This is a genomic window from Kordia antarctica (assembly GCF_009901525.1).
Lineage (GTDB): Bacteria > Bacteroidota > Bacteroidia > Flavobacteriales > Flavobacteriaceae > Kordia > Kordia antarctica.
The window spans coordinates 414,555-439,370 of record NZ_CP019288.1 but is presented as its reverse complement, the minus strand read 5'-3'; the positions used below and the strand labels follow the sequence as shown (position 1 = coordinate 439,370).

The window sequence follows — 24,816 nt, the reverse complement described above, 5'->3', positions numbered from 1 at the left end:
TAGACTTGTTTAGATTTTTAGACTTGCTTTGACTTTTTGGACTTTGTAAATTTTGTGTTGGCTTTAAAATAGTGATAATTTGTGGTTCAAAATAGAGAGTTTAGAAAAAGTCTATTTTAAGCATCTACTATTTGAACCTTTTTCGCAAAGCCAAAATAAAAAAAGTAATTAAAATTACTGATATAAAAGATTGTATTCGATACAAACCCCAATGATTTTCATATTCAAAACTATAAAATGCGACTGTTGCATCAATACTCATTTGAAATGGTTTTCCATTTGAAAGATTTAAAATTATTTCTTTTAATGTATCTGACCATCCATAAATAATCGGAAAAATAATAAAGGTTGATAAAATTAAAAAGAAAAAAGGTCTCACATAACTTTGAAGGTATCCTCCAAAAAATTTATAAATCCAAAATAATAGAAGTACAATATTGGACTTAACTGAAGATAATTTATATTCTTTTTTATAGCGTAAAAAACGCATCTCCATTTCGCTATAATAAGCTTTACTTGACAATTCCCAATCTTTTGAATCTTCAAAGTTTTTTTTTAGTTGTCGATATTGTTCTTCAAGCGGCAAAAATCCCCTTTTTTTATTTATAATATCATTCTCTTCATAAAGTTTTATTCTACTTCCTCTATTTGAAAGTCCCCAAGTACACTTTTCAAATATAGTTTTGTAAAAAAAAGTATCATAAAATTTTGAATTACTCATATCCATTCTTCGAAAAATTGAATTATTGAGATTTATACCTTTAAAGTAGATGTCTATATTTTTTATTCTATGTTCTTTAAGAAAAAATTTTTTGAGAATTTTATTTCTGTCTTTATATGATTTTTTTAAAAAATGAGGATATTTCTGTTCATTTTTATATGATAGTTTTTCATAATAATTAATAAATCCTTCAGGGGATAAAACATTTTTGTAACTATAATTATAGTAACTTTGTTTCAACATTTTAACTTCTGAATAAATAATATCACTGACTAAATTAATATCTATTTTCTTATAACAATTATCAAATATTAATTGAGGATTTTCTACTAAATTTATAAATGAATTATTTCCCTCAAACTCAATATCAATAAAAAACATTTTTTTTGATATAATAGAATCCAATAATAGAAAATCATTATGAAAAACACAATCCTTAAATGCTGTTTCATTTAAAAATTCTGATTTATAGAAACCTACAGCCTTTTCAAATTGTACATTTCTGAATAAAACCGTCTTATTATTTGAAAAAATATTCTCTTCAAACTCTAATTTATCTTTAAAAAAAGATTCTTTAAAAGTTAGTTTTCCTTCAAATTCAGATTTTAGAAAAAATGAATTTGAGTAGAATTTACAATTATTTATGAGAACATCTGATTTGAATAGTGTATAAGCAATGAAGATACCTCCTAAAAAATAAGAATCAGAAAAATCAACCCGATACTTAAATTCTTTTTCAAAAGAGAAAAAATTAAACCCATCAAATGAAGGAAATATATATCCGCTAAATAGATAAACTCCTAACTCTTCACCTCTTGGCATGCAGTATTTTCTAATTAATTCCCAAAAAATCTTACATTTTTCTTTATCCCAATCGATATAAGGCTCGTCATCTTCAATTTCAGAAAACCAATTATTCTTGTTTCCTCTGAAATAATCATTTTCTAATTTCTTGAAATCTTCATCACTTATTTTTACATCATTAGAAGATGCCAATTTCTCAACCCATTCAAAAGTTGCTTCTGTTATTTCTTTGCCCAAATTCATAATTATACATAAAACTCCTCAAAAGTAGGTAAAATCTTCAAGTAGTCAAGATTTAATGTTCAAATTCCTAAATTTGATGATAGTAAAGTTTGTCGGTTATCGTCTTGATAGTTGTTACTTCACTCATACTAGTATTTATTAATGTCGTACATGAATAATATAAACAAGAAATGTTTTTTAGTTTCATAAATCTTTAAACGTCATTTTATTCAAAATCAAACCAGAAGCTGGCGCAATATAGTTGACTTCTAGTGTAGAATCTGGTACTAATGAACGTTCGATAAAGTCTAAATCGAGTTCGTGTTTTCCCAATAAAATTAATGTTCCCATCATCATGCGAATTTGATGTCGCTTGAATCCTGCACCTTGCACACGCAATACAAAACTTTGTTCTGGAAAGAAATTCGCTGTGTAGATTTCGTTTTTCACGATTTCACATAACTCAATTTCTCCTTGTAAAATGGTATGTTCCGTAGGTTTGTAGCAATAGGTTTTTAAGTAGTGATTTCCTTCAAACAGCTTTGCTCCTTTTTTCATTAATTCAACATCTAAATCGCCCAAAATATTGGTCATGTATGGCGCTGAAAACGGATGATATTTTTCACCAAACGCAAATAAATAGATGTATTCTTTTACTTTCGGATGCTGAATGATGTTGAATTTTTCATTCGTTTCCGTAATCGCTAATGCGCGAATGTCTTGTGGTAAGTTTTGATTGAAAACAGGTAAAAACGCAGGAATATCGAGGGTTTCATTGTCAAGAAATAATTCAATGGCAATTTCGTTTGCCGAAACTTTTGCATCGGTACGACCAGAAGCTAATAATTTGAAGTTTTTATGTCCAAATACATACGCTAATGTTCGCTCTGTCATTCGCTGAACTGTGTTCACATCTGGTTGTTTTTGCCAACCATGATAGCGAAATCCTAAGTATTGTAGCGTGATGAGATAGTAATAGCGTTTTCTTTGCAATGGATTTTGGGTTTTTGTCGCTTTGCTCCTTTTTGTTAATTTGTTTGTTCGTTGATTTGTTAAAAGTGGTCAACACATATCAGCGACGTACAGTTAAGTAACTTTTCACTTTAAATTTTTCACTACTCAATTTATCTAGTTGTTTGGAGTAAAATTAGGCCTAAACCGAAAATAACAATAGGAACTATCCAAAGTTTCCAGGCTTCGGTAGCTTCAACTTTTCCTTGAATGGCTCTGTTTTTTATTTGTAGTAAACGTTTTCCATTGTAATACAACGCATTAAATATATACAAGACAATTCCTGTCAAAGCTAAATAAAATATTGGCGTATAAATTTCATAGAATCGTAAAAAACTACTGCCTGTTGCTTTTACCAAAATTATACACAACACGAATAAAATACTTAAATGAACCGCCGTAATATATAGCGTTGCCAACGAAATCACTTTTTGATGTTTTCGCTTTTTTGATTGCGATTTATAACTCAGAATCGCTTTGTAAAATAGTTGTTCGAACATAGTTTTGTGCTAATGACTGTGCAATGATAGGGAAAATTTTGGTCGCTTTGCTTTCAGTTTATGAGTTTATGAGTTTATGAGTTTATGAGTTTATGAGTTTATGAGTTTATGAGTTTATGAGTTTATGAGTTTATGAGTTTATGAGTTTATGAGTTTATGAGTTTATGAGTTTATGAGTTTATGAGTTTATGAGTTTATGAGAAAATTAATTTTTATTTTGGACTCTAGCGTCATTTCGAGTAAAATTTCAAAGAAATTTTGTACTTCGATGAACTCAGCAGAACTATCGAGAAATACTTTTAACTTCTAAGGATTCTCGACTGTATTAGAATTGGTATTTAAAATTCAACATTTAGCATTCAAAATTTAAAATATTATTTTCCCCGACTTTTCAAAACATCCACAATATCATTCAGCTTGAAACCTTTTGCTTGCAATAGAATTAAGTAATGAAACAATAAATCGGCACTTTCGCTTAGGAATAAATCGTCATTATCATCTTTTGCTTCAATGACAACTTCTACAGCTTCTTCTCCTACTTTTTGCGCTATTTTGTTCATACCTTTTCTGAATAATGAAGCGACATAACTTTTTTCATCATCAGCATTTTCTTTACGATCTTGAATCGTATCTTCTAATTGACTTAAAAAACCATATGAAGCTGTGTTTTCTTCGTTCCAACACGTTTCAGAACCTTTGTGACACGTCGGTCCAACAGGATTTACTTTGATTAATAAGGTATCTTCATCACAATCATTTTGAATACTGACTAAGTTTAGAAAATTTCCACTTTCCTCACCTTTTGTCCACAAACGTTGTTTTGTTCTACTGAAGAAAGTTACTTTGTTTGTCGCTACTGTTTTTTGATACGCTTCATCGTTCATATAACCCAACATTAATACATTTTTAGTCGTATTGTCTTGAATTATTACTGGAACTAATCCGTCGTTATTTTTATTGAAGTTGATGTTCATTTATGAGTTTATGAGTTTATGAGTTTATGAGTTTATGAGTTTATGAGTTTATGAGAAAAATTAATTTTCATTTTGGACTTGAGCGTCATTTCGAGTGAAATTTCAAAGAAATTTTATATCGAGAAATACTTTTAACTTCTAAGGATTCTCGACTGTGCTCGAATTGGCATTTAAAATTCAGCATTCAACATTTATAATTTCATGTTTAAATTCGCACATTAATTCCATTACTTTTTAAATTTGCTTTTAATTCAGGAATGCCAATTTCTTTGAAATGAAATACGCTTGCAGCTAATGCCGCGTCTGCTTTTCCATCGATAAACGTATCTTTAAAATGTTTCATATTTCCAGCACCACCAGAAGCAATAATCGGAATATTTACAATTTCTGATAATTTCGCCAACGCTTCATTTGCAAAACCGTCTTTAGTTCCATCATTGTCCATCGATGTGAATAGAATTTCGCCTGCGCCACGTTGTGCGACTTCTTTTGCCCAATCGAATAAGTTTAATTTTGTTGGTACTTTTCCGCCGACTAAATGTACAATCCATTCGCCTTCAATTTGCTTTGCATCAATTGCAACGACAATACATTGATTTCCAAATTTTGAAGCCAATTCATTGATTAATTCTGGACGTTTTACAGCCGCCGAATTGATTGAAACTTTGTCTACTCCAGCTTGTAACAAACGATCAACATCTTCCGTAGAAGAAATTCCGCCGCCAACTGTAAATGGAATATCCACTTGCGAAGCAACATCTAAAACAAGCTTTTGCAATGTTTTTCTGCGTTCTTCCGTTGCCGAAATGTCTAAAAATACGAGTTCGTCTGCGCCTTCGTTTGCGTATATTTTCGCCAATTCCACAGGATCGCCAGCATCGCGCAAATTCACAAAGTTGACACCTTTTACGGTTCTACCATTTTTGATATCTAAACAAGGAATAATTCGTTTTGTGAGCATTTTTTAAATTTAATTAAAAGATTTAAAATTGAATGATTCAATAATTTTAAATCTTAACTTTATTATTTTGTCATTGCGAATGAAATGAAGCAATCTGCTACTTTGAGATTACTTCGTCATACTTCCTCGCAAAGACGTTTTATTTTTACAATAATTTTTCAAGTTGTTTGAGTGAGATTCTGTTTTCGTAAATTGCTTTTCCGATAATCACACCTTCGCAACCTAATTCTTTTAGTTTTGGTAATTCGTCAAAAGTGGAAATTCCGCCAGAAGCGATTAATTTTAGCCTAGAATCGCTTTCTTCTATAATTCTTTTGTATAATTCAAATGATGGCCCTTCTAACATTCCATCTTTCGCGATATCAGTACAAATCACATATTGAATGTTCTTTTTTAGATATTCTTGAATGAATGGAATTAATTCTTCATTGCTTTCTTCTTGCCAACCGCTAATCGCAACTTTTTCATTCATCGCATCTGCGCCTAAAATAATACGTTCCCGTCCGTATTTTTGAATCCATTGCGTAAATAATTCGCTATCTTTTACTGCAATGCTTCCGCCTGTAATTTGCTTTGCGCCACTTTCAAATGCAACATGTAAATCTGAATTTGATTTTAATCCGCCACCAAAATCAATCTTCAAATTCGTTTTTGAAGCAACTTGTTCTAATACTTTGTAATTCACAATATGTTTGGCTTTTGCACCATCCAAATCTACCATATGTAAGTATTGAATTCCTGCATCTTCAAACTGTTTTGCAACTTCCAACGGATTTTCATTGTATATTTTTTTAGTGCTGTAATCGCCTTTGGACAAACGCACACATTTTCCGTCGATGATATCTATTGCTGGTATGATTCTCATTAGTAAGTATTGAGTTATTAGTATTGAGTATTGAGATTTTAGCTCGTTTTTATTTTGTTGTTTGTCGTTTTGTTTATTCGTTTGTTTGTTCGATTTTGTTGATGTTTCTAACGTCATTTCGAGTGATTTTTGGAAAAAATTGTATCGAGAAATATTTGTTTTCAAAGCAATTCTCGATACTAAATTCTTTCAGAATTTAACTCGAAGTGACGCTTCTCAATTCTTAATACTAATATCTCGTAACTTATTCACAGATTGAGAAAATTCTGCAAGATCAAACTCCCTGCTTTACTACTTTTTTCTGGATGAAATTGAACTCCGTAAAAATTATCTTTTTGCAATGCAGAAGCATATTGTATGTCATATTCGCTTTCTGCAATCATTTCTGATGATTTTTTAGCGTAAAAACTGTGAACCAGATACATATATTCGTTTTCACGAATTCCTTTAAATAATGGACTTTCCAAATTTTGAATCGTATTCCAACCAATTTGCGGCACTTTTACATTGTCTGAAAAACGAACAACTTCTGTGTCAAAAATCCCCAAACCTTTTGTATTTCCTTCCTCCGAAGCATTACACATTAATTGCATTCCCAAACAAATTCCCAAAACTGGTTGCGTTAACGTCGGAATAACAACATCGAGTTTGCTTTCGCGTAATTTTTTCATCGCACTACTCGCCTCGCCTACGCCTGGAAATATTACTTTGTCAGCGTTTCTAATTTCATCTACATTATTACTCAAAATTGCTTCAACGCCTAATCGTTTGAGCGCAAATTTAATACTTTGTATATTTCCTGCTCCGTAATTTATGATGACTACTTTCATTTTTTTGGCTCTTGGGTTTTGGCTTTTAGCTTTTAGCTTTTAGTTGGTTTGATCGCTTCGGTATTTGTTTATTCGTTTATTCGTTTATTCGTTTATTCGTTTATTCGAAAATACTTTTAAATTTAAAATTCAGCATTTAACATTTATAATTTCCTAAAGCATTCCTTTCGTTGATGGCAAAATCATTTTTTCAACATCACGTTTTACGGCAGCTTTAATTGCTTTTGCAAACGATTTGAAAATTGCTTCAATTTTGTGATGCTCGTTGGTTCCTTCTGCTTTGATGTTTAAGTTGGCTTTTGCGCCATCTGTAAACGATTTGAAGAAATGATAAAACATTTCTGTTGGCATTTTACCAATCATTTCACGTTTGAAATCTGCTTCCCAAACCAACCAGTTTCTTCCTCCAAAGTCAATGGCTACTTGCGCTAAACAATCGTCCATTGGCAAACAGAATCCGTAGCGTTCGATTCCTAATTTGTTTCCTAACGCTTCCGCGAAAACTTCTCCGAGAGCAATTGCTGTATCTTCAATTGTGTGATGTTCGTCAACTTCTAAATCACCTTTTACGATAATATCTAAATCCAATTGTCCGTGACGCGAAATTTGATCCAACATATGATCGAAAAAAGCAATTCCTGTATCAATGTTTGATTTTCCTGTTCCGTCCAAATTCAAATCGATTTGAATTTTCGTTTCGTTCGTATTTCGTGTCAACGAAGCTTTTCGTTCTTTTGATTTTAGAAACGTATAAATTTCGTCCCAATCATTCGATTCTAAACCAATAAATTCGTCTAAATCCGTACGTTTTACTGTAATTTCATCAGTTCCTAAAAAGGTTTCATCATTGATGTAAATTCCTTTTGAACCAAGATTTTTTGCTAGTTCGATATCTGTCAAACGGTCTCCAATCACAAACGAATTTTTCAAATCGTATGCTTCAGAGAAATATTCCGTTAATAAACCTGTATTTGGTTTACGTGTTGGCGCGTTGTCTTTTGCAAAAGTTCTGTCAATGACAATTTTATCAAATACAATTTCTTCATTTTCAAGAGATTGCATAATGAAGTTGTGCACAGGCCAAAATGTATTTTCTGGATAAACTTCCGTTCCCAAACCATCTTGATTGGTAATCATCACCAATTCAAAATCAAGTTCAGTTGCAATTTTTCGCAAGGCAGAAATCGCTTTCGGATAGAATTCTAGTTTTTCAAAACTGTCTATTTGTTCGTCTGCTGGTTCTTTTATGATCGTTCCGTCACGATCTATGAATAGTACTCGTTTCATATTTTTTGTCATTCCTGCGTAGGCAGGAATCTATTTTTTGTTATAGTTTATACTTATGATTTCGAAATTGTCAATAATTCCGCAATTAATCTTTCAACCTCAGATTCAGTACCAACAGTCAATCGCAAGCAATTTTCACATAATGGTTGCGTAGTTCGGTTGCGAATTACAATCCCTTTTTCAAGTAATTGATCGTACCTTAAATTTGCATTATCAACTTTGATTAAGATAAAATTTGCATCTGATGGAAAGATTTCCGTAATGAAACTCACACTTTCCAACGCTTTTACTAATTGTTCTTTACTTTTTTGAATTCTCGCAATTTCTAATTGAACACTTTCTTGATCTTCAATACGTTTTAACGCGTAAGCTTGCGTGAGCAAATTTACGTTATATGGCGGTTTTATTCGGTTTAAAATTTCAATAATAGCAAGCGAAGCATAACAAATTCCGAGTCTAATTCCTGCCATTCCATACGCTTTTGAAAGCGTTTGTGTAATGATAAGGTTTGGAAATTCTTCTAATCGATTTAACCAGCTTTCTTGGCTAGAAAAGTCAATATAAGCTTCGTCTATGACTATGATTCCATTAAATTCTTTGAGCAATTTCTCCACCGTAGCGTTGTCAAAATTGTTTCCTGTTGGATTATTTGGTGAACATAAAAATAAGATTTTACTGTGTTCGTTTGCTTCGTTTAAAATTTCATCCGCTTTTGGCTGAAACGACTCAGAAAGCACTATTTCTTTGGTTTCTATATCATTAATTCCTGCCAAAACCGTATACATTCCGTAGGTTGGCGGCAATATAATGATGTTATCTTTTTTTGGTTCACAGAATGCTCTGAAAATTAAATCAAGGATTTCGTCGCTTCCATTTCCTAATACAATGTTGTTTGGATTGCAGTTTTTCACTTTTCCTAAAGCAACTTTTACGTCTACTTGTTTTGGATCTGGATAGCGATTGACACCATTTTCATACGGATTTTCGTTTGCGTCCAAAAAAACCATTTCACTGCCCGAAGTTTTGTATTCGTCTCTTGCAGAAGAATATGGCTTGAGTGTTTTTATGTTTTCTCTGATGAGCGAATTTAGGTTGAATGTTTTCATGTTTTAGCTTTTGGCAGTTTGCTATTGGTTTAGACTTTGTAATCGTAAGGTTACCGCATTTTTATGCGCTTGTAAACCTTCCGCTTCTGCCATGAGTTCGATAGCGTTTCCAATGTTTTGGATTCCTTCTTTCGTGATTTTTTGAAACGTCATACTTTTTTGAAAACTTGCTAGGTTTACACCAGAATAAGCTTTTGCATATCCGTTTGTTGGTAAGGTATGATTGGTTCCAGAAGCATAATCGCCCGCACTTTCTGGCGTGTAGTTTCCGACAAATACCGAACCTGCATTTTGAATTCCGTTTATATAGAAATTTTCGTCTTTTACACAAACAATAAAGTGTTCTGGACCGTATTCGTTGATTAATTCTAATGCAATTTGATCATTTTCAACATAAATCAATTTTGAATTTGCAATCGCTTTTGTGGCAATTTCTTTTCGTGGCAAAACCTTTAATTGTGCTTCCACAGCAGATTCTACTTCGTCTAAAAAGCTTTTTGAAGTCGTTACTAAGATTACCTGACTGTCCGTTCCGTGTTCTGCTTGACTTAATAAGTCAGAAGCAACAAAACTTGCATTTGCCGTTTCGTCCGCAACAACTAATAATTCGCTTGGTCCGGCTGGCATGTCAATTGCAACTCCGTATTTGGTGGCTAATTGCTTTGCAACTGTCACAAATTGGTTTCCTGGGCCAAATATTTTGTAGACTTTGGAAATGGTTTCCGTTCCAAACGTCATTCCTGCAATTGCTTGGATTCCTCCTATTTTGTATATTTTAGTGATTCCGCATAGTTTTGCGGTATACAATATTGCTGGATGCACGTTTCCTTGTTTGTTTGGCGGCGTACATAATATGATTTCGTTGCAACCTGCAATTTTCGCAGGAACTGCCAACATTAATATGGTGGAAAATAATGGCGCTGTTCCGCCAGGAATGTACAATCCAACTTTTTGAATGGCTCTTTTTTCTTGCCAACATTTGACACCTTGCGTCGTTTCTATTTCAATTTTTGGCGTTTCTTGTGCTTTGTGAAATTTGGTAATATTTGCTTTCGCGATCGCAATTGCGTTTTTCAATTCCGCAGAAACATGGTTTGTTGCAGTGTCAATTTCAGCTTGACTGATAAAAAAATTATCCAACTCAACATTGTCAAAGAAAGATGTATATTTTTTGATCGCTTGATCGCCATTTTTTTGAACTTCCGAGAAGATTTGTGAAACCGTAGCTTCAATGTCATCCACAGTTTGCGTCGGACGTTCTAAGATTGTATTCCAATTTTTGGATTTCGGATTGAATATTTTCTGCATTATAATACCATTTTTTCGATTGGACATACTAGAATTCCTTCTGCTCCATTTTGCTTGAGTTCGTCAATGACGTCCCAAAAATCTTCTTTTTTGATTACTGAGTGTAATGAACTCCAACCTTTTTGTGCTAATGGCAGAATTGTTGGACTTTTTAATACTGGTAAGATTTTGCTAATTGCGTCTATTTTATCGTTTGGCGCGTTTAGTAGAATATATTTTGAAGATCGCGCTGTTAATACAGCTTGAATTCGGAATTGTAATTTTTGAAGCAATTGTTTTTCTTCTGTTGAAATTTCAGGTGAAACCGCCAAAACCGCTTCACTTTTTAACATGATTTCTACTTCTTTGAGATTGTTTTTGAAAAGCGTACTTCCGCTAGAAACAATGTCACAAATAGCGTCTGCCAAGCCAATGTTTGGCGCAATTTCTACAGATCCATTGATAATGTGTAATTCGGCGTTGACACCTTTTTCTTTGAGATATGATTTTACCGTTTCTGGATAGGAAGTCGCGATGCGCTTGCCTTCTAAGTCTTTTACAGAGTTGTATGCTTCTCCTTTTGGAATGGCTAGCGAGACTTTACATTTGGAAAATCCAAGCTTTTCAGCGATGGTAATGTTTTCGCCTTTTTCAATTAATACATTTTCTCCAATGATTGCGATGTCTACAACGCCATCTCTTAAATATTGTGGAATGTCTCCATTTCTGAGATAGAAAACTTCTAGTGGAAAGTTTCGTGCGGAAGCTTTGAGTTGATCTTTTCCGTTGTCGATGGAAATTCCGCAGTCACTTAGAAGTTTTAAGGAATCTTCATTGAGGCGTCCCGATTTTTGAATGGCAATTTTTAATTTTTTCATTGAATTATTTTTATGTTTGAATACAAAAATTGGGCACAAAAAAAACCCGCTTGATGAATTCAAACGGGTTTTAAATATATTTTGAAATTACTTCAATACATTCTCAGCTCGCTTGATAGCCAGTATGAAAATGATGATGATGTAATTGAGTAAACGACATTGTTGTTTCTTTATTTGATGCAAATGTAGTTAATATTTTTTGTTGCCTGCAAGTGTTTTTTGAATTAATTTTAGGCAATTCCTAACAGTTTATCGAATATATGTGATAAAACGTTAATTTTTAATTTTTTAGATTGTGATATCTAAAATGAATTGTTAATTTAGGAACATAAATAGCCAACCCACTTATGAAACATTTTTTGATCGCTTTTGTATTTCTTTGTACATGGCTCTATTTTGGCGTTCGTTATTACGAATGCGGTGTAAAGAAACTTTGTGAAGTTCCTACAGCACCAGTTGTTGAACCACCAAAAGTTGTTGTTGAAAAACCAATTACCTATTTGCCTTTTTCTATTACGAAAAATTCTGAAACTGTTGGTATTCTTGACAGTGTTTCTAATCCATTGCAAACTTATTTTGATTATTTAAATACGAATCAGCGTGAAGAGTTGGTCATTACTTCGTTTTTTAATAGAGATGAAGATGGAGCAATTGCACTTTTACGTGGAAACGAAGTAAAATCTGCTATGGAGCGTTTTGGAATTAATATTGATCGTGTTGTGTTGCAGACAAAACGTGAAGATTTTAATTTTTCAGGAGCTGAAAAGTTCGAGAAAGGATTCGCGTATGAATATCAGACGATGTCCGAAGCTCGCATGAATTCAATTGATAAAGCAAATGCTTCTAAGATTTTGTATGCAGGTTTTGGTTCAAAAACATTTCAGCCAGATAATACCTTGAATACGTATGCACTTGAATTGAAGAATTATTTAGCAAAACATCCAAATAAGCAAGTGGAAATTATTGGTCATACCGATAGTAATGGCGATGCTAAAGCCAATGTATGGTTTGGAAAAGAACGCGCCAAGAGTGTGATGGATTATTTTGTTTTACAAGGAATTGACGCTTCTAAATTAACGATTTCTTCTAAAGGAGAAACTTCTCCAATAGCGACGAATGCTACTTCGGAGGGGCAAAAATTGAATAGACGAATTGAAATTAATATAACTAATTAACCTGATTGTATGCCACTTTTATTTTTACAAAACCTCTCGCCTACTTCTAATTGGGAATATTTTATAGTATTCTTGATAGGATTTGGTTGTTTTTTGATTGGATGGATTTTTGCCAAACGAAAATCGAAACGCAAGTATGAAAAATTGTTAGACGATTGTGAATCTGAGAAATCAAAAATTGATACCGATATTTCATCATCGCAAGGTGTGAGAGCTAAGAAAACAAGAGAACGTTCAGGAATAGCAGTAGGTTCTGCAGCAGATACAACTGTTGATATTGAAAATTCTCCATTAAATTTTGAAAGTTTTGGCGTTGCCGATGCTTCTCAGAAAGACGATTTGAAACGCATTAAAGGCGTTGGTCCTTTTATTGAAGATAAATTAAATACGATTGGAATTTACACTTTTGATCAAATTAGTAAGTTTAGCACAGAAGATATGCAAACGGTAACTGAGTTGATTTCCTTTTTCCCAGGACGCATTGAACGTGATGATTGGAAAGGACAAGCGGCTGTTTTGAAGAAAGGTGATTAGACTACTTAGAACGTGAGTTCGACATAAATTTACTCAAATAAAATTTTGAAGAAATTTTCGAAATAAGTAATAAGTATCTCATTTTCAAATCATTATTTTCGTTTTCTTTGTTCGCACAAAGAATACTGAATCAAGTTCAGCACAGGCGTCAACAAAAGAAAGTGCGCTTTTCCAGAGGTATTTTTAGTTTTTCTTTTAGGGAAAAACTAAAACCGCATGAATTTTTCTAAATTTTCTCCAAGGATTCGAAAATTCTTAACGAAAAATCCCTACTATACTGCGGAAAAGACAAAAAAAACACTCTGAAATTTTAGATCGAACTCAGGTTTAGACTTTGTTGGACTTGATAAGACTCGTTAGATTTCTTATATTGAATGTAATCAAAATGCTTGCATTGAGCGCAGTCGAAATGTTGGATTGAAGATATAAAAAAAGGGAAACTGTTATGTTTCCCTTTTCTGTTTTTATGTGGTAATTTTTTTATTGATTTCCTAGTATTAAAGGCAATCCGCTTTGTCCTGAACCAATCACAATTACTTTGGTGTTTGGTGATTCTGAAAGTTTTATGGTTGCTTCAATTCCTTTGTCTTGTAGAATTTTATCTGTTAGTGATGCACTTAATATTCTGTTTGCATCTGCTTTACCTTGCGCTTCAATGATTACTTTTTCAGCTTCTTTTGCCGCAGTAACTAATCTAAATTCATATTCTAAAGATTCTTGCTCTTGCTTTAGTTTACGCTCAATTGCGTCTTTGATTGTGTTTGGTAACGTTACATCACGCACTAATACTTCATTTAGCTGAACATACTGCTTTTCTAAGATTTTTTTCGTCTCTGTAAAGATTTCATCTTGAATGGCATCACGCTTACTAGAGTATAATTGTTCAGGTGTATACCGACCAACAACGCTACGTGCCGCACTACGAATAGACGGCTTTATTACACGGTCTAAATAGTTTTCACCTAAGTTTTGGTGTAGTCTTCCAAGTTCACTGTAAACAGGCTCGTACCAAGCAGATGCATCAATTTGAATTTCTAATCCGTTTGATGATAATACTTTCATTTGCTCAAATAACTCTTGTTGTCTTACTTCGTATATGAATACTTTGTTCCAAGGTGCAATGATGTGAAATCCTTCGCCCAAAGGCGCTTCATCTATAACAACTCCGGCGTCGAACGTTTTGTATAAAACGCCTGCTTCTCCCGATTTAATCGTGACTGCCGATTTTACGATTAGTATGATTAATCCGATAATAACAATTAGTATTGGTATTCCAATTTTTGGTAATTTATCCATCTTATTTATTTGTTTTTATTAAATGAGTCCGTAGTATTTTCGTAGAAACCACTCTATCGATAAGCATATTGCAATTAATGCGAGTAGATATTTCCAATCTATCAAAGATACGACCTTTTCATTACTTTTCTCTATAGTTTGAAAGCGTTGATCGTTTATTAATTCTGAAATGATCGTTTGTGAATCGTTATTGATATGAAATGCTTTTCCATTGGATTTTGTTGCAATTGCCTGCAACCGATTTGTATCTGCATTGAGAAATTGTTTTTCAATGTCGAATTCTAGTATTTTGAAACTTCCCGATTTACGGATATTTTTCCCTTCTGCTCTTACTGTAAAACTGTAGGATGCTGGCGGTAAATTGCTTAAATCGACTGTGTAAAAGCCTGAATTTAGCAACATTGGATACGTCGTTATTTTTTCCGTGTCTTTGTTTTTGATGATTGCCGTTAGGTTTGCATTCGCGTCAAATTCATACGAAGGATTGAAATATTGTGCTGTGAGTTGAATTTCTCTGTTTCCGTAATAGAACGATTCGTAACCAACCGTTAAACGTTCTCGCTTTTTGTTGGAAGCTAAATATTGTACTAATTTTCCAAGAAATGTATCAAATTCAATAAAGTTTGATTGTGCTAAGAAACTATGTGCGCGCCATTTCCAGCTATTTTCGCCTGTTAATATTGCGGCACGTTTTGTACCGTTTGTATAGGTTGCTAGTAATGCGCCATCGGTTGCTACGCCTGATATTACTTGCGAAAGTATGATTTCGTGCGCTACATTAAATTCTATTTCGCCAAAAGCGTTTTCAAGTGGCGGATAGTCTGAAAAGTCAATGTTTTCAATTAAGAAATTTGTATAGTTTGCGTTTAATTGCCCTTGTACTTCTTCAGTTTCAGACAAAACATCTTTGCGAAAGTTTAATTGTATATCGTTTAAGAAATTCCAATCAGTGTGTGTTCCTGTAATTGTGAATGTATTTTTTTCTAATCGTTTTACACTTTCGTATACTTTTGAGAATATTCTTGTTGGTTGATATAGAATAACTAATTGATAATCATTTAGTTTGCTTGAAGCTTCTGTTGGTTTTAATATGTCAACACTGCGCAATTCGTTACTTTCTAAACTCTTTTTTAGCGCACCTAAATCTGGATGAATGATATCAGAAACCAATGCAATTTTCACTTTTTGATCAATCACTTCAACAGCAAAATAGCGTGTGTTATTTTGTGTATTCTTTTCTGTGTTTAATGGTGTGAGCGTTGCACGTAATGTTTGTACTCCAATTTTTGTTGCCGAAATATTCAGGTTGACCACTTTTGAATTGTCTGTTGGCGAAAATGTAAGTGCTTTACTTGCCAAGCGTTTTCCGTCTGACGTTAATACTAAATTCGTTTGAACGGTTTCGTTTCCTGTGTAGGTTGCAATGATTTCTACTGGAAATTTATTTTTTAGATACGCGTATTTATTTGCGTTTAATTGATTGATTTTTAGATCAATATATGTTATTGTATCGCCTGTAATGATAGGAAATATAGGTTGTTTTATTTTTGAAGATAGAAATTGGTAATCATTTCCATAGGTTTGATTTCCGTCTGTAATTAGTAATGTTGGTGCAATCGCATCTTTGTAGAGATTGTTAATGTCTTTGAGTGCTTTGCTAATATTTGTTTGTTGTCCAGAAAAGTTTATGGAATCACTTTCTTTTAATTCTTTCGAAAATGTATAGGTATCAATTTCGAATTTATCTTGAAGTTCTTTTGATTTTTTTAAGTCATTTAGTAGTGTTGAGACCTTTTCGGCGTAGCCTAATTCAGCAATTGAAGAAGAATTATCAACCGCAATTGTTAGTACAGGTTTTTCTGTGTAGTAACTTTTTTGTTTGAATTTTGGATTGATGATTAAGAGCAATAAAGCAAATACACTTAAAAATCTTAAAAACGAAAAAAGCACTAGTTTGTTAGTGCGTTTTTTCGTTTTGTAGTAGTAATGAAATATCGCAATAAGTGCTGATATTAGTACCGCTATACTGATGTATAGGATTGTTATAGTTTGCAATAGTTAGTTTTTTGAAATTTTTCTTGATAATTCTTTCAAATTTTTTGACTTTAAGTTGTAAGACATTGATTTGTAAGTTGAGTATATGATTTCTCCCGTTTTACCATTGACAACAGATATTACTTTTATGCTAACGTTTTGATTGTACATTAAATAGTAAAAATCTTCATTGGCGAGTATTTTATTATTTAGCTCCTTATCTGAAATAACTTTGTATGTGTGCTCATAATCTTCAAACAGCTTTTCAGGAGTCATTTTTTCTTCCTTTTCTTCCACTTTCCAAGGTGAGTAGGAATAGATGAAATTTTCAGACATGTAAAGTGTTTTGTTATTAAGCTCTCCAATTTTGTCTTTGTTGATGAAATCATCAAACATATTAAAGCTTTTTTTTTCTTTTAAGCCATGATTAATATGCTGAAGATAATTTTTTATATAACCAAGTCGGTAATTCATCAAATCTCCACTAATAGATTTTTTTCCTGATACAATTTGTTGTCTAGAATTGATATCTGGTGTAAAGTAAATAGCAGCTACCGTTTTTCTTTTAGCTTTTAGCTTCTTTTTCTCTGTGTCAAGTTTTTTTAATTTATCAATCAACCAAAAATCTAATACATGATAAGAGAATACAGTTGAACCATATTTTCCGTGTCTCGTAATCGAAAAGGCTCTAAATTGAGCAAAAGCAGCTTTTTCTTCCGCTACTTCATAAAATTCGTCTTCAGTGATCACTTGAAAAGGTGTTATATTCCACACTTCATTCAAAATATTTTCGTAATCAGTTTTGGTATAACCTGCATTTTCACTTTCAATAAAGATAAAGTACGTTTTAGTATTTTTGAAACTAGCTAGCGTTTTTTTGTTTAGTTTGTTATGTTTTCCTTCAATTTCAAACTTCCCTATACGGGTTTGACTGTTGACATTTAAAATGAAAGCTATGATAAATGTCAACAATACTAAAATCTTTCTCATATGTAACTTTTAAACTTTCTTATTTTGTTTTTATAATTTCAAATGAATTTAGGAAACGGTCAATACTTTTGTTTCCATCATTTGAAGTTAAGCAAATTACTTGCGTGATAAACATAGAGTTTTCAACTAAATACGCATTGATATAGATAAATCCACCTTGAATTTCAATTTTAATACTTCTTCCTGGATATCCATTGAATTTTACTTTATTATCAAATTCTAACTTTCCTTTTACATTTGATACAGCACCTTCAACAGCACCATCTAATACAGTTGCATTGTACTCATCATCTGCATTGGTAAATTGAGATTTTGGATAATCAGATCTAATTACAGAGTATACAGCGTTGTCATCACCTGAAGTTGGCGCATGCATTATCATGTGCATGTCTAACTCACCTACAGCTGTACTGACTTTTTGAACTGTTCTTTTTGGTTCTTGTGGGTAGTAAGCAATAAAAGATAAATCTTCAGCTTTGTACTTTTCCCAATCTTGCGCATTTACAGCGCCAAATGACAGTAAAAAAACCGTCATTAAAAATAATGCTTTTTTCATATGTAGTTATTATTAAGTTTATGTCAACATTCCACCGTCAACGTTTAATACTTGTCCTGTGATATATGCTGACATATCACTTGCTAGGAAAACACACACATTTGCTACATCTTCTGGAGTTCCACCTCTTTTTAAAGGAATGGCGTTTCTCCAACCATTTACGACATCTTCTGGAAGTTTTCCTGTCATTTCAGTTTCTATAAAACCTGGCGCAATTACATTGCTACGAATGTTTCTTGATCCTAATTCTAAGGCAACTGATTTTGAGAATCCAATGATTCCCGCTTTTGAGGCTGCATAGCTAGTTTGTCCAGCATTTCCTTTGATACCAACTACAGAACTCATGTTTATGATTGATCCTTTGCGTTGCTTCAACATGGTACGTTGTACCGCTTTTGTCATGTTGAATACAGATTTTAGATTGACTTCTATTACTTTGTCAAAATCTTCTTCTGAAATACGCATTAGGAGATTATCTTTTGTGATCCCTGCGTTATTGATTAAAACATCAATTGTGCCAAACTCTTTTAATACTTCCACAACCAAATCTTGTGATTGCTGATAATCTGCCGCATTGCTTTGATATCCTTTAGCTTTTACGCCTAACCCGTTTAATTCTTTTTCTAGTTCGTTTGCAGCTTCAACAGATGAACTGTATGTGAATGCTACATTTGCTCCATGCGCTGCAAATACTTGCGCGATTCCTTTTCCTATTCCTCTACTTGCGCCTGTAATGATGGCTGTTTTGCCTTCTAGTAATTTCATTATTGGTTTTTTTATCTTTTTTTTGCTGTGATAGAAGTCTTTTATTAAATAAACTTCAGAATGACTGATTAAATTCGTTTCTATTTTCTTTATACTTCAATATAAAAAAAAACCGTAACTAATGCTATGCTTATATTTTAGTTCATATCATTTCTATTTTCTTAAATAGGTATTCATGAATCTTCGATTTCTATTTCATCTAAAAAAAATATAATTCAAATTTTGTATCAATCATTTTAAAATTCGCTTGATAATAAAACAGCACTATTTTTGATTAATAATTCAAATATAATTTTTTTAGCGCATAGTTTGAAAGATATTGACATAAAAAAAGCGCTTCATTGGAAGCGCTTTTGTATTTTACTCTATTTTAGAGTAAATAAATTTTAAGATTATTGCTTTATTTCTTTAGCTTTTTCATAATTAAAAAGATAATCGATATCCATTTCTTGAATTTTACCAAGTTTTGATAATGCTTTCATGTCTACATCTTTTTTGTTTCCAATAACCATTACATTGTATTGTTCACCTTTGATATTTTCATCGAAAAATGCTTTTAAGTCTGCAAGTGTCATTTTTTCGATAGCCTTATACATTTCTTCTCTATGATCTTTATCGATTCCCAGTTTTTTAAGTCTTTCGTACGTCCAGAAAATGTTTGATTTTGTAATACGCTCCGCTGCTAGTTTTTTCAAAGTAGCTTCTTTTGCTGCTTCAAATTGTTTTTCAGCTTCTGGCATATCATTCATTAAGCCCATCATAGCCTCTATTGCTTGTGGCATTTTGTTCGCTTGCGTTCCCATATATGCTACTACATAGTTAGCATCTCCTTTGTCAGAAGCTTCATCATAGTATGAATACGCTGAATATGCTAATGATTTAGATTCTCTAATTTCTTGAAATACGATTGATGATAAACCACTTCCGAAATAGGTATTAAATAATGTAGAAGCAGCCATATTTTCAGGGTTAAAAGGACTTCCTTTTGCCAAGAACATCATTTCAGCTTGTACCATATCGTAATCAACAAAGTATACGTTTCCGCCAGTTTCTAATTCTGTATATTTCATCGCAGTAGGATAACTTTTTAATTTATCAGCTACTTTGTGATGCTCGTTTAATGAAGTAACTGCAGCATCAATATCTTTACCATAATAGAAGATCCGTTGATCGTAGTTTTTGAAGTCTTTCACCAAATCCACTAATTCTTGCGGATTCATTCCTTCTAATTCGCTATTGCTATAGATGTTACGCAAGCGAGAGTTATCACCATATTTCCCATAACTCATTAAACCACTTCGCAAAATACTTCCTTTACGCGTTTTGTTGTCTTGTCTTCCTTTGATAATTTGTGCTACATATTTGTCATATGCTTCTTGGTTTGGCACGGCATTATTCCATAAGTGTGATAATAATTTTAGTCCTTTAGGTAAGTTTTCTTTTAAACCATTTAAACCAACATACGATTTTTCAGCGCCAGTGCTTACATAATACTTAATTCCAAGTTTGTAGAATTCTTTCTTTAGCTCTTCTGGAGAATATGTATCAGTTCCTAAGTATTCCATGTAACCAACACCTAAATCAAGTTTTTTATCATTGTCGCTTCCCATGTCAAAGATAATGTTCATGTCAAATAAGTCATTTTGCTCATTTTCAATGTATGAAACCTTGATTCCATTGTCCAGCGTTGTTTCTTTAATTTCTGATTTAAAATCTACATATTTAGGTTGTAATGGTTTTGCTTCCATCGCATTAAATGCAATGATAAATTCTGAACTTTTATCTCTGTTTAAGTTTACTGGTGTAATGCCTGGGTTTTCAACTTTTACAATTGAGTTATCTTCTCCTTTACGCTTATACGTAACTACATAATTGTCTTTGTAAAATTTGTTCGCGAAAGCAACTAATTCTTCTTTAGATATTTTTTTAAGTTCATCTAAGAATTTAACTTTGTCTTCCCATTTTTCATTATAAATAAAGGCATTTACATATGTATCTGCTAACCGAGTACTATTTTCATATTGTTGTGTTTGACTCAATTTTAAATCATTGATAACCGCATCAATCATCCAATCGTCAAATTCTCCTTTTTTCAGCTTTTCAATTTGTGCCAATAATAAGTTTTTCACTTCATCTAAGGATTGACCTACTTTTGGTCCTCCATAAAATTGGTGGTATCCATAATCATTTAAAAATCTTGGTGAACTTCCTGCGTATTGTACGAGTTGCTTTTGATTTAAGTTTAAGTCAATTAAACCTGCATTTCCGTTGGCAAGAATCATATCAGCAAGCGTGATAAATTTTTGATCTTTCGTATTTACACCACTTGAACGAAATGATATAGAAACGCTTTCTGCTGTTGGACCAAATACTTCTTTTACAATTGGCGATGTAATTGTTTCTTCTTTTGGTAATGTTGGATGTGTAACTTCCTTCTTTTCCATTTTACCAAACGTATTGTTTACTTTCTGGATAGTTTCATCAAAATCAAAATCTCCAACTAAAACCATTGCCATATTGTTCGGTACATAATATTTGTCAAAGTAGTTATTGATATCAATTAACGAAGGATTTTTCAGGTGTTCTGGAGTTCCTATAGTTTTTTGTTGTCCATAAGGATGATTTGGAAATAATCCTTCCAACATTGCATAGTATGATTTTCTTCCATCACTGTCTTGCGTTCTGTTAAATTCTTCAAATACCGCTTCTAATTCCGTATGAAATAAACGCAATACTAATTGGCCAAAACGTTCGTTTTCTAGGTCCAACCATTTGTCTAATTCATTTGTTGGAATTTTATTTGTGTAGACTGTTTGCTCAAATGATGTATATGCATTCGTTCCTGTTGCTCCTAATGAGCCAACCATTTTGTCATATTCATTCGCAACGCTGTAATTGGAAGCTTCTAAAGATACTTCATCAATTTTCTTGTAGAGTGTTTTCTTTTTCTCTGGATCTTTTTCAGCTCTGTGTTGTTCGTATAAATCAGAGATTTGGTCTAGGTATACTTTCTCTTTTTCCCAATCAAAAGTACCAATTTTGTCTGTTCCTTTGAAAACCATGTGTTCCAAGTAGTGAGCCAACCCTGTTGATTCTTTCGGATCGTAGTTAGAACCTGCTCTTACCGCGATATACGTTTGTATTTTTGGTTCATCACTGTTTTTACTTAGATATACTTTTAGTCCGTTTTCTAAGGTGTATAAACGCAATCCTGTTGGATCGTTTGATACAGTTTCATACGAAAGACCATTCGCATCTTTTTGTTGCGTTACTTTTACTTCTGTGGAAGCAGTATCGCTTTTTTCTTTACAGCTGAAAATCGCTAGTGTACACACGATCAGCAGTAACAGATTGATTCTTTTCATTATATTTTGATTAGTTTGTAGTGTTTAAACGTTAAAATTATGATTATTATATATTTAATTTCAATTTTTAACATTTATTTATTCACGCGCTATGTGTCTACTATTGAAGCGAAACGTTACAGATTATTTGTTAAATTTTTATTTTCTACATCATAGTTTGTTAAAAAAGAGTCCAAAAAATTATCTTTCAACTTCAACTTCATCTTCATCTTCATCTTCATCTTCATCTTGAAACTGTATAGATTTTTATCAAAAGAAGAAACAATTTTAGCATGATGTTTTTATTCCTAAAAAGTATGTAAACGAAAAAAGCGCAACATCATTTGACTGATATTGCGCTTTAAATATGCTTAAGAAATGATGCTTATGCCATCACTTCTGCTACTTTTTTTCCAATTTCTGCTGGAGAATCTACTACGTGAATTCCGCATTCGCGCATGATTGCTTTTTTAGCTTCTGCAGTATCATCTGCGCCACCAACAATTGCTCCTGCATGTCCCATGGTTCTTCCAACTGGTGCTGTTACACCTGCTATGAAACCAACAACAGGTTTTTTACTTCCACTTTCTTTGTACCATTTAGCCGCATCTGCTTCTAATTGACCTCCGATTTCTCCGATCATTACGACACATTCCGTTTCAGGATCGTTGATTAGTAATTCAACCGCTTCTTTTGTAGTTGTTCCAATGATTGGATCTCCACCAATTCCGATGGCAGTTGTGATTCCTAACCCTTGTTTTACTACCTGATCCGCAGCTTCGTATGTTAATGTTCCTGATTTAGAAACGATTCCTATTTTTCCTTTTTTGAAAACAAATCCTGGCATGATTCCCACTTTTGCTTCTCCTGGCGTAATGACACCTGGACAGTTAGGTCCAATTAAGCGACAGTCTTTGTTACTAATATATGCAGCAACTTTTGTCATATCTCCAATAGGAATTCCTTCCGTAATCGTGATAATTACTTTGATTCCTGCATCAGCAGCTTCCATAATTGCATCTGCAGCAAATGCTGGCGGCACAAAAATAATAGTGGTATCAGCTCCAACTTTTTCAACAGCTTCAGAAACTGTATTAAAAACTGGTCTGTCTAAGTGTGTTTGTCCACCTTTTCCTGGAGTTACACCACCAACTACGTTAGTTCCGTACTCAATCATTTGACCTGCATGAAATGTTCCTTCACTTCCTGTAAATCCTTGAACAATTATTTTTGAATCTTTGTTTACTAAAACGCTCATTTGATATTTGTTTTTTGGCTGAACAAAAATAGTTTTTTATAAAGTATTTAAGAAGTATTTTTTGAGTTTTATCAATAATTAACGAGAGTTTGATCTAAGTTTCACAAAGAACATAGGTAATTATCAATCAAATTACAGCATAAACACTTCATTTTTAGGTTTTTATTTTCTTTATCTTTACTCGCACAAAGAAAAGAAACAAAAGAAAATGCGCTTTTCCAGAGGTGTTGTTGACTGAAAAAGTCAAAACCGCAATCATTTTTCTAAATTTTTTCCAAGGCTTCAAAAATTCTTAACGAAAAATAATTACTACACTGCGGAAAAGAAATGAATTGTGTAAAAAATAGTTTCTTATAAAGTATTTTCTGAGTTTTATTTATCAAAAACTTTTAAACACTGAAAACTATTTATTTTCTAAGTTTTTTATTCGTTCTATTAATTCTGGAATTTGACGAATTGATGCAATTTCTTTGTATTTTTTTCTGAACTCATCAGCAGGCGTTCCAAAGTAACTTTTTCCACTTTCTAAGCTTTTACTCACGCCCGATTGTGCTGAAATAACTGCCTTTGCTCCTATAGTAATTCCGCTTGTGATTCCTACTTGTCCCCAAATAGTGACTTCATCTTCAATAATAACACAACCTGCAATTCCTGTTTGCGAAGCTATTAAACATTTTCTACCAATTACTGTATCATGACCAATTTGTACTTGGTTGTCAATTTTTGTTCCTTCTTTAATCGTTGTATCGCCTGTAACACCTTTATCTATAGTACATAAAGAACCTAAATCCACATTGTCTTCTATCACAACGCGTCCGCCAGAACGTAATTTATCAAATCCTTCTGGGCGTTTTTTGTAGTAGAAAGCATCTGCACCTAAAACCGTTCCTGAGTGAATGATTACATTGTTTCCAATGACAGCATTGTCGTAGATTGCCACATTTGCATGAATGATACAATCGTTTCCAATTGTCACATTATTTCCAATAAAACAATTTGGTTGAATTACTGTGCGTTCTCCAATGATTGCTGATGGAGAAATTGACGCGGAAGCACTTATAAATGGTTTAAAGTGATCGGTAAGCGTGTTAAAATCTCTGAAAGGATCATCCGAAATTAATAAAGCTTTACCTTCAGGACACGCTACTTCTTTGTTTATCAACACAATTGTTGCTTTGGATTCTAACGCTTTGTCATAGTATTTTGGATGATCTACAAATACAATGTCGCCAGTTTCTACTACGTGAATTTCATTCATTCCATGTACTGGAAAGGAATCGTTACCAACGTACGAAGTTTTTATAATCGCTGCAATTTCTTTGAGTGTGTGTATTCTAGGAAATTTCATCTGTTTGTTTTTTTTAAAATTAAGTCAGACGTAATGAAATTAAAAAAGAGGTTGTCTGGAAAAGTATAAA

21 protein-coding genes are annotated in these 24,816 nt (G+C 32.8%); 2 read left to right on the top strand and 19 right to left on the bottom strand.

Annotated features, from left to right (window positions below; genetic code table 11):
* Positions 1-127 precede the first annotated feature (127 nt).
* From IMCC3317_RS01960 to hisG, 11 genes are all read right to left on the bottom strand, one after another.
* Positions 128-1,762, bottom strand: coding sequence for a pentapeptide repeat-containing protein (locus tag IMCC3317_RS01960; protein ID WP_160127830.1), 1,635 nt, complete (start codon positions 1,760-1,762; stop codon positions 128-130).
* A 189-nt stretch (positions 1,763-1,951) separates the two neighbouring features.
* Positions 1,952-2,740, bottom strand: a complete 789-nt coding sequence (locus IMCC3317_RS01955) for a tRNA pseudouridine synthase A (RefSeq protein WP_160127829.1) — start codon at positions 2,738-2,740, stop codon at positions 1,952-1,954.
* A 131-nt stretch (positions 2,741-2,871) separates the two neighbouring features.
* The gene (locus tag IMCC3317_RS01950) at positions 2,872-3,258 is read right to left on the bottom strand and encodes a hypothetical protein (protein ID WP_160127828.1); all 387 of its coding nucleotides are present in this window, start codon (positions 3,256-3,258) and stop codon (positions 2,872-2,874) included.
* Between the two features lie 374 nt (positions 3,259-3,632).
* On the bottom strand, positions 3,633-4,232 hold the full coding sequence (hisIE, locus tag IMCC3317_RS01945) for a bifunctional phosphoribosyl-AMP cyclohydrolase/phosphoribosyl-ATP diphosphatase HisIE (RefSeq protein ID WP_160127827.1): 600 nt from the start codon (positions 4,230-4,232) through the stop codon (positions 3,633-3,635).
* A gap of 205 nt (positions 4,233-4,437) precedes the next feature.
* Positions 4,438-5,193, bottom strand: coding sequence for an imidazole glycerol phosphate synthase subunit HisF (gene hisF, locus IMCC3317_RS01940; RefSeq protein WP_160127826.1), 756 nt, complete (start codon positions 5,191-5,193; stop codon positions 4,438-4,440).
* 145 nt (positions 5,194-5,338) lie between these two features.
* A complete protein-coding gene (gene hisA / locus IMCC3317_RS01935) occupies positions 5,339-6,058 on the bottom strand; it encodes a 1-(5-phosphoribosyl)-5-[(5-phosphoribosylamino)methylideneamino]imidazole-4-carboxamide isomerase (protein WP_160127825.1) in 720 nt (239 codons plus the stop codon).
* Positions 6,059-6,306: 248 nt separating this feature from the next.
* Positions 6,307-6,888, bottom strand: coding sequence for an imidazole glycerol phosphate synthase subunit HisH (gene hisH, locus IMCC3317_RS01930; protein ID WP_160127824.1), 582 nt, complete (start codon positions 6,886-6,888; stop codon positions 6,307-6,309).
* Positions 6,889-7,041: 153 nt separating this feature from the next.
* The gene (hisB, locus tag IMCC3317_RS01925) at positions 7,042-8,175 is read right to left on the bottom strand and encodes a bifunctional histidinol-phosphatase/imidazoleglycerol-phosphate dehydratase HisB (RefSeq protein ID WP_160127823.1); all 1,134 of its coding nucleotides are present in this window, start codon (positions 8,173-8,175) and stop codon (positions 7,042-7,044) included.
* Positions 8,176-8,228: 53 nt separating this feature from the next.
* On the bottom strand, positions 8,229-9,281 hold the full coding sequence (gene hisC / locus IMCC3317_RS01920) for a histidinol-phosphate transaminase (RefSeq protein WP_160127822.1): 1,053 nt from the start codon (positions 9,279-9,281) through the stop codon (positions 8,229-8,231).
* A gap of 21 nt (positions 9,282-9,302) precedes the next feature.
* A complete protein-coding gene (gene hisD, locus IMCC3317_RS01915; protein WP_160127821.1) occupies positions 9,303-10,589 on the bottom strand; it encodes a histidinol dehydrogenase in 1,287 nt (428 codons plus the stop codon).
* A complete protein-coding gene (gene hisG, locus IMCC3317_RS01910; protein WP_160127820.1) occupies positions 10,589-11,446 on the bottom strand; it encodes an ATP phosphoribosyltransferase in 858 nt (285 codons plus the stop codon). The genes hisD and hisG overlap by 1 nt, the downstream gene beginning before the upstream one ends.
* A 347-nt stretch (positions 11,447-11,793) precedes the next feature.
* On the opposite strand from hisG, the gene IMCC3317_RS01905 reads away from it, so the two are divergent.
* On the top strand, positions 11,794-12,621 hold the full coding sequence (locus IMCC3317_RS01905) for an OmpA family protein (protein ID WP_160127819.1): 828 nt from the start codon (positions 11,794-11,796) through the stop codon (positions 12,619-12,621).
* A gap of 9 nt (positions 12,622-12,630) precedes the next feature.
* Positions 12,631-13,155, top strand: coding sequence for a hypothetical protein (locus IMCC3317_RS01900; RefSeq protein ID WP_160127818.1), 525 nt, complete (start codon positions 12,631-12,633; stop codon positions 13,153-13,155).
* Positions 13,156-13,635: 480 nt separating this feature from the next.
* Here IMCC3317_RS01900 and IMCC3317_RS01895 read toward each other — a convergent pair whose 3' ends face one another.
* From IMCC3317_RS01895 to IMCC3317_RS01860, 8 genes are all read right to left on the bottom strand, one after another.
* Entirely contained in the window at positions 13,636-14,451 is an 816-nt protein-coding gene (locus IMCC3317_RS01895) for a prohibitin family protein (protein WP_160127817.1), read from the bottom strand.
* Between the two features lie 18 nt (positions 14,452-14,469).
* Positions 14,470-16,506 carry a VWA domain-containing protein gene (locus tag IMCC3317_RS01890; protein ID WP_228054917.1) on the bottom strand — a complete coding sequence of 679 codons (2,037 nt, stop codon included), beginning with the start codon at positions 16,504-16,506 and terminating at the stop codon, positions 14,470-14,472.
* Positions 16,507-16,509: 3 nt separating this feature from the next.
* Complete coding sequence (locus IMCC3317_RS01885; protein ID WP_160127816.1) at positions 16,510-17,475, bottom strand: hypothetical protein; 966 nt, start codon at positions 17,473-17,475, stop codon at positions 16,510-16,512.
* Between the two features lie 19 nt (positions 17,476-17,494).
* Complete coding sequence (locus tag IMCC3317_RS01880; RefSeq protein ID WP_160127815.1) at positions 17,495-18,031, bottom strand: hypothetical protein; 537 nt, start codon at positions 18,029-18,031, stop codon at positions 17,495-17,497.
* 18 nt (positions 18,032-18,049) lie between these two features.
* The gene (gene fabG, locus IMCC3317_RS01875; RefSeq protein WP_160127814.1) at positions 18,050-18,796 is read right to left on the bottom strand and encodes a 3-oxoacyl-[acyl-carrier-protein] reductase; all 747 of its coding nucleotides are present in this window, start codon (positions 18,794-18,796) and stop codon (positions 18,050-18,052) included.
* 392 nt (positions 18,797-19,188) lie between these two features.
* Positions 19,189-22,161 (bottom strand): M16 family metallopeptidase, encoded by a 2,973-nt coding sequence (locus IMCC3317_RS01870; RefSeq protein WP_160127813.1) that lies wholly within the window; start codon positions 22,159-22,161, stop codon positions 19,189-19,191.
* Positions 22,162-22,525: 364 nt separating this feature from the next.
* Positions 22,526-23,398 (bottom strand): succinate--CoA ligase subunit alpha, encoded by an 873-nt coding sequence (gene sucD / locus IMCC3317_RS01865; protein ID WP_160127812.1) that lies wholly within the window; start codon positions 23,396-23,398, stop codon positions 22,526-22,528.
* Positions 23,399-23,801: 403 nt separating this feature from the next.
* A complete protein-coding gene (locus IMCC3317_RS01860; protein WP_160127811.1) occupies positions 23,802-24,746 on the bottom strand; it encodes a UDP-3-O-(3-hydroxymyristoyl)glucosamine N-acyltransferase in 945 nt (314 codons plus the stop codon).
* Positions 24,747-24,816: the final 70 nt, after the last annotated feature.

What these genes read in the sequence shown, in the direction of transcription:
- hisC (WP_160127822.1), bottom strand. Translation starts at nt 9,281, where the DNA reads ATGAAAACATTCAACCTAAATTCGCTCATCAGAGAAAACATAAAAACA.
- fabG (WP_160127814.1), bottom strand. Translation starts at nt 18,796, where the DNA reads ATGAAATTACTAGAAGGCAAAACAGCCATCATTACAGGCGCAAGTAGA.
- IMCC3317_RS01870 (WP_160127813.1), bottom strand. Translation starts at nt 22,161, where the DNA reads ATGAAAAGAATCAATCTGTTACTGCTGATCGTGTGTACACTAGCGATT.
- IMCC3317_RS01885 (WP_160127816.1), bottom strand. Translation starts at nt 17,475, where the DNA reads ATGAGAAAGATTTTAGTATTGTTGACATTTATCATAGCTTTCATTTTA.
- hisG (WP_160127820.1), bottom strand. Translation starts at nt 11,446, where the DNA reads ATGAAAAAATTAAAAATTGCCATTCAAAAATCGGGACGCCTCAATGAA.
- hisH (WP_160127824.1), bottom strand. Translation starts at nt 6,888, where the DNA reads ATGAAAGTAGTCATCATAAATTACGGAGCAGGAAATATACAAAGTATT.
- hisD (WP_160127821.1), bottom strand. Translation starts at nt 10,589, where the DNA reads ATGCAGAAAATATTCAATCCGAAATCCAAAAATTGGAATACAATCTTA.
- hisIE (WP_160127827.1), bottom strand. Translation starts at nt 4,232, where the DNA reads ATGAACATCAACTTCAATAAAAATAACGACGGATTAGTTCCAGTAATA.
- IMCC3317_RS01950 (WP_160127828.1), bottom strand. Translation starts at nt 3,258, where the DNA reads ATGTTCGAACAACTATTTTACAAAGCGATTCTGAGTTATAAATCGCAA.
- hisF (WP_160127826.1), bottom strand. Translation starts at nt 5,193, where the DNA reads ATGCTCACAAAACGAATTATTCCTTGTTTAGATATCAAAAATGGTAGA.
- hisB (WP_160127823.1), bottom strand. Translation starts at nt 8,175, where the DNA reads ATGAAACGAGTACTATTCATAGATCGTGACGGAACGATCATAAAAGAA.
- hisA (WP_160127825.1), bottom strand. Translation starts at nt 6,058, where the DNA reads ATGAGAATCATACCAGCAATAGATATCATCGACGGAAAATGTGTGCGT.
- sucD (WP_160127812.1), bottom strand. Translation starts at nt 23,398, where the DNA reads ATGAGCGTTTTAGTAAACAAAGATTCAAAAATAATTGTTCAAGGATTT.
- IMCC3317_RS01860 (WP_160127811.1), bottom strand. Translation starts at nt 24,746, where the DNA reads ATGAAATTTCCTAGAATACACACACTCAAAGAAATTGCAGCGATTATA.
- IMCC3317_RS01895 (WP_160127817.1), bottom strand. Translation starts at nt 14,451, where the DNA reads ATGGATAAATTACCAAAAATTGGAATACCAATACTAATTGTTATTATC.
- IMCC3317_RS01880 (WP_160127815.1), bottom strand. Translation starts at nt 18,031, where the DNA reads ATGAAAAAAGCATTATTTTTAATGACGGTTTTTTTACTGTCATTTGGC.
- IMCC3317_RS01905 (WP_160127819.1), top strand. Translation starts at nt 11,794, where the DNA reads ATGAAACATTTTTTGATCGCTTTTGTATTTCTTTGTACATGGCTCTAT.
- IMCC3317_RS01900 (WP_160127818.1), top strand. Translation starts at nt 12,631, where the DNA reads ATGCCACTTTTATTTTTACAAAACCTCTCGCCTACTTCTAATTGGGAA.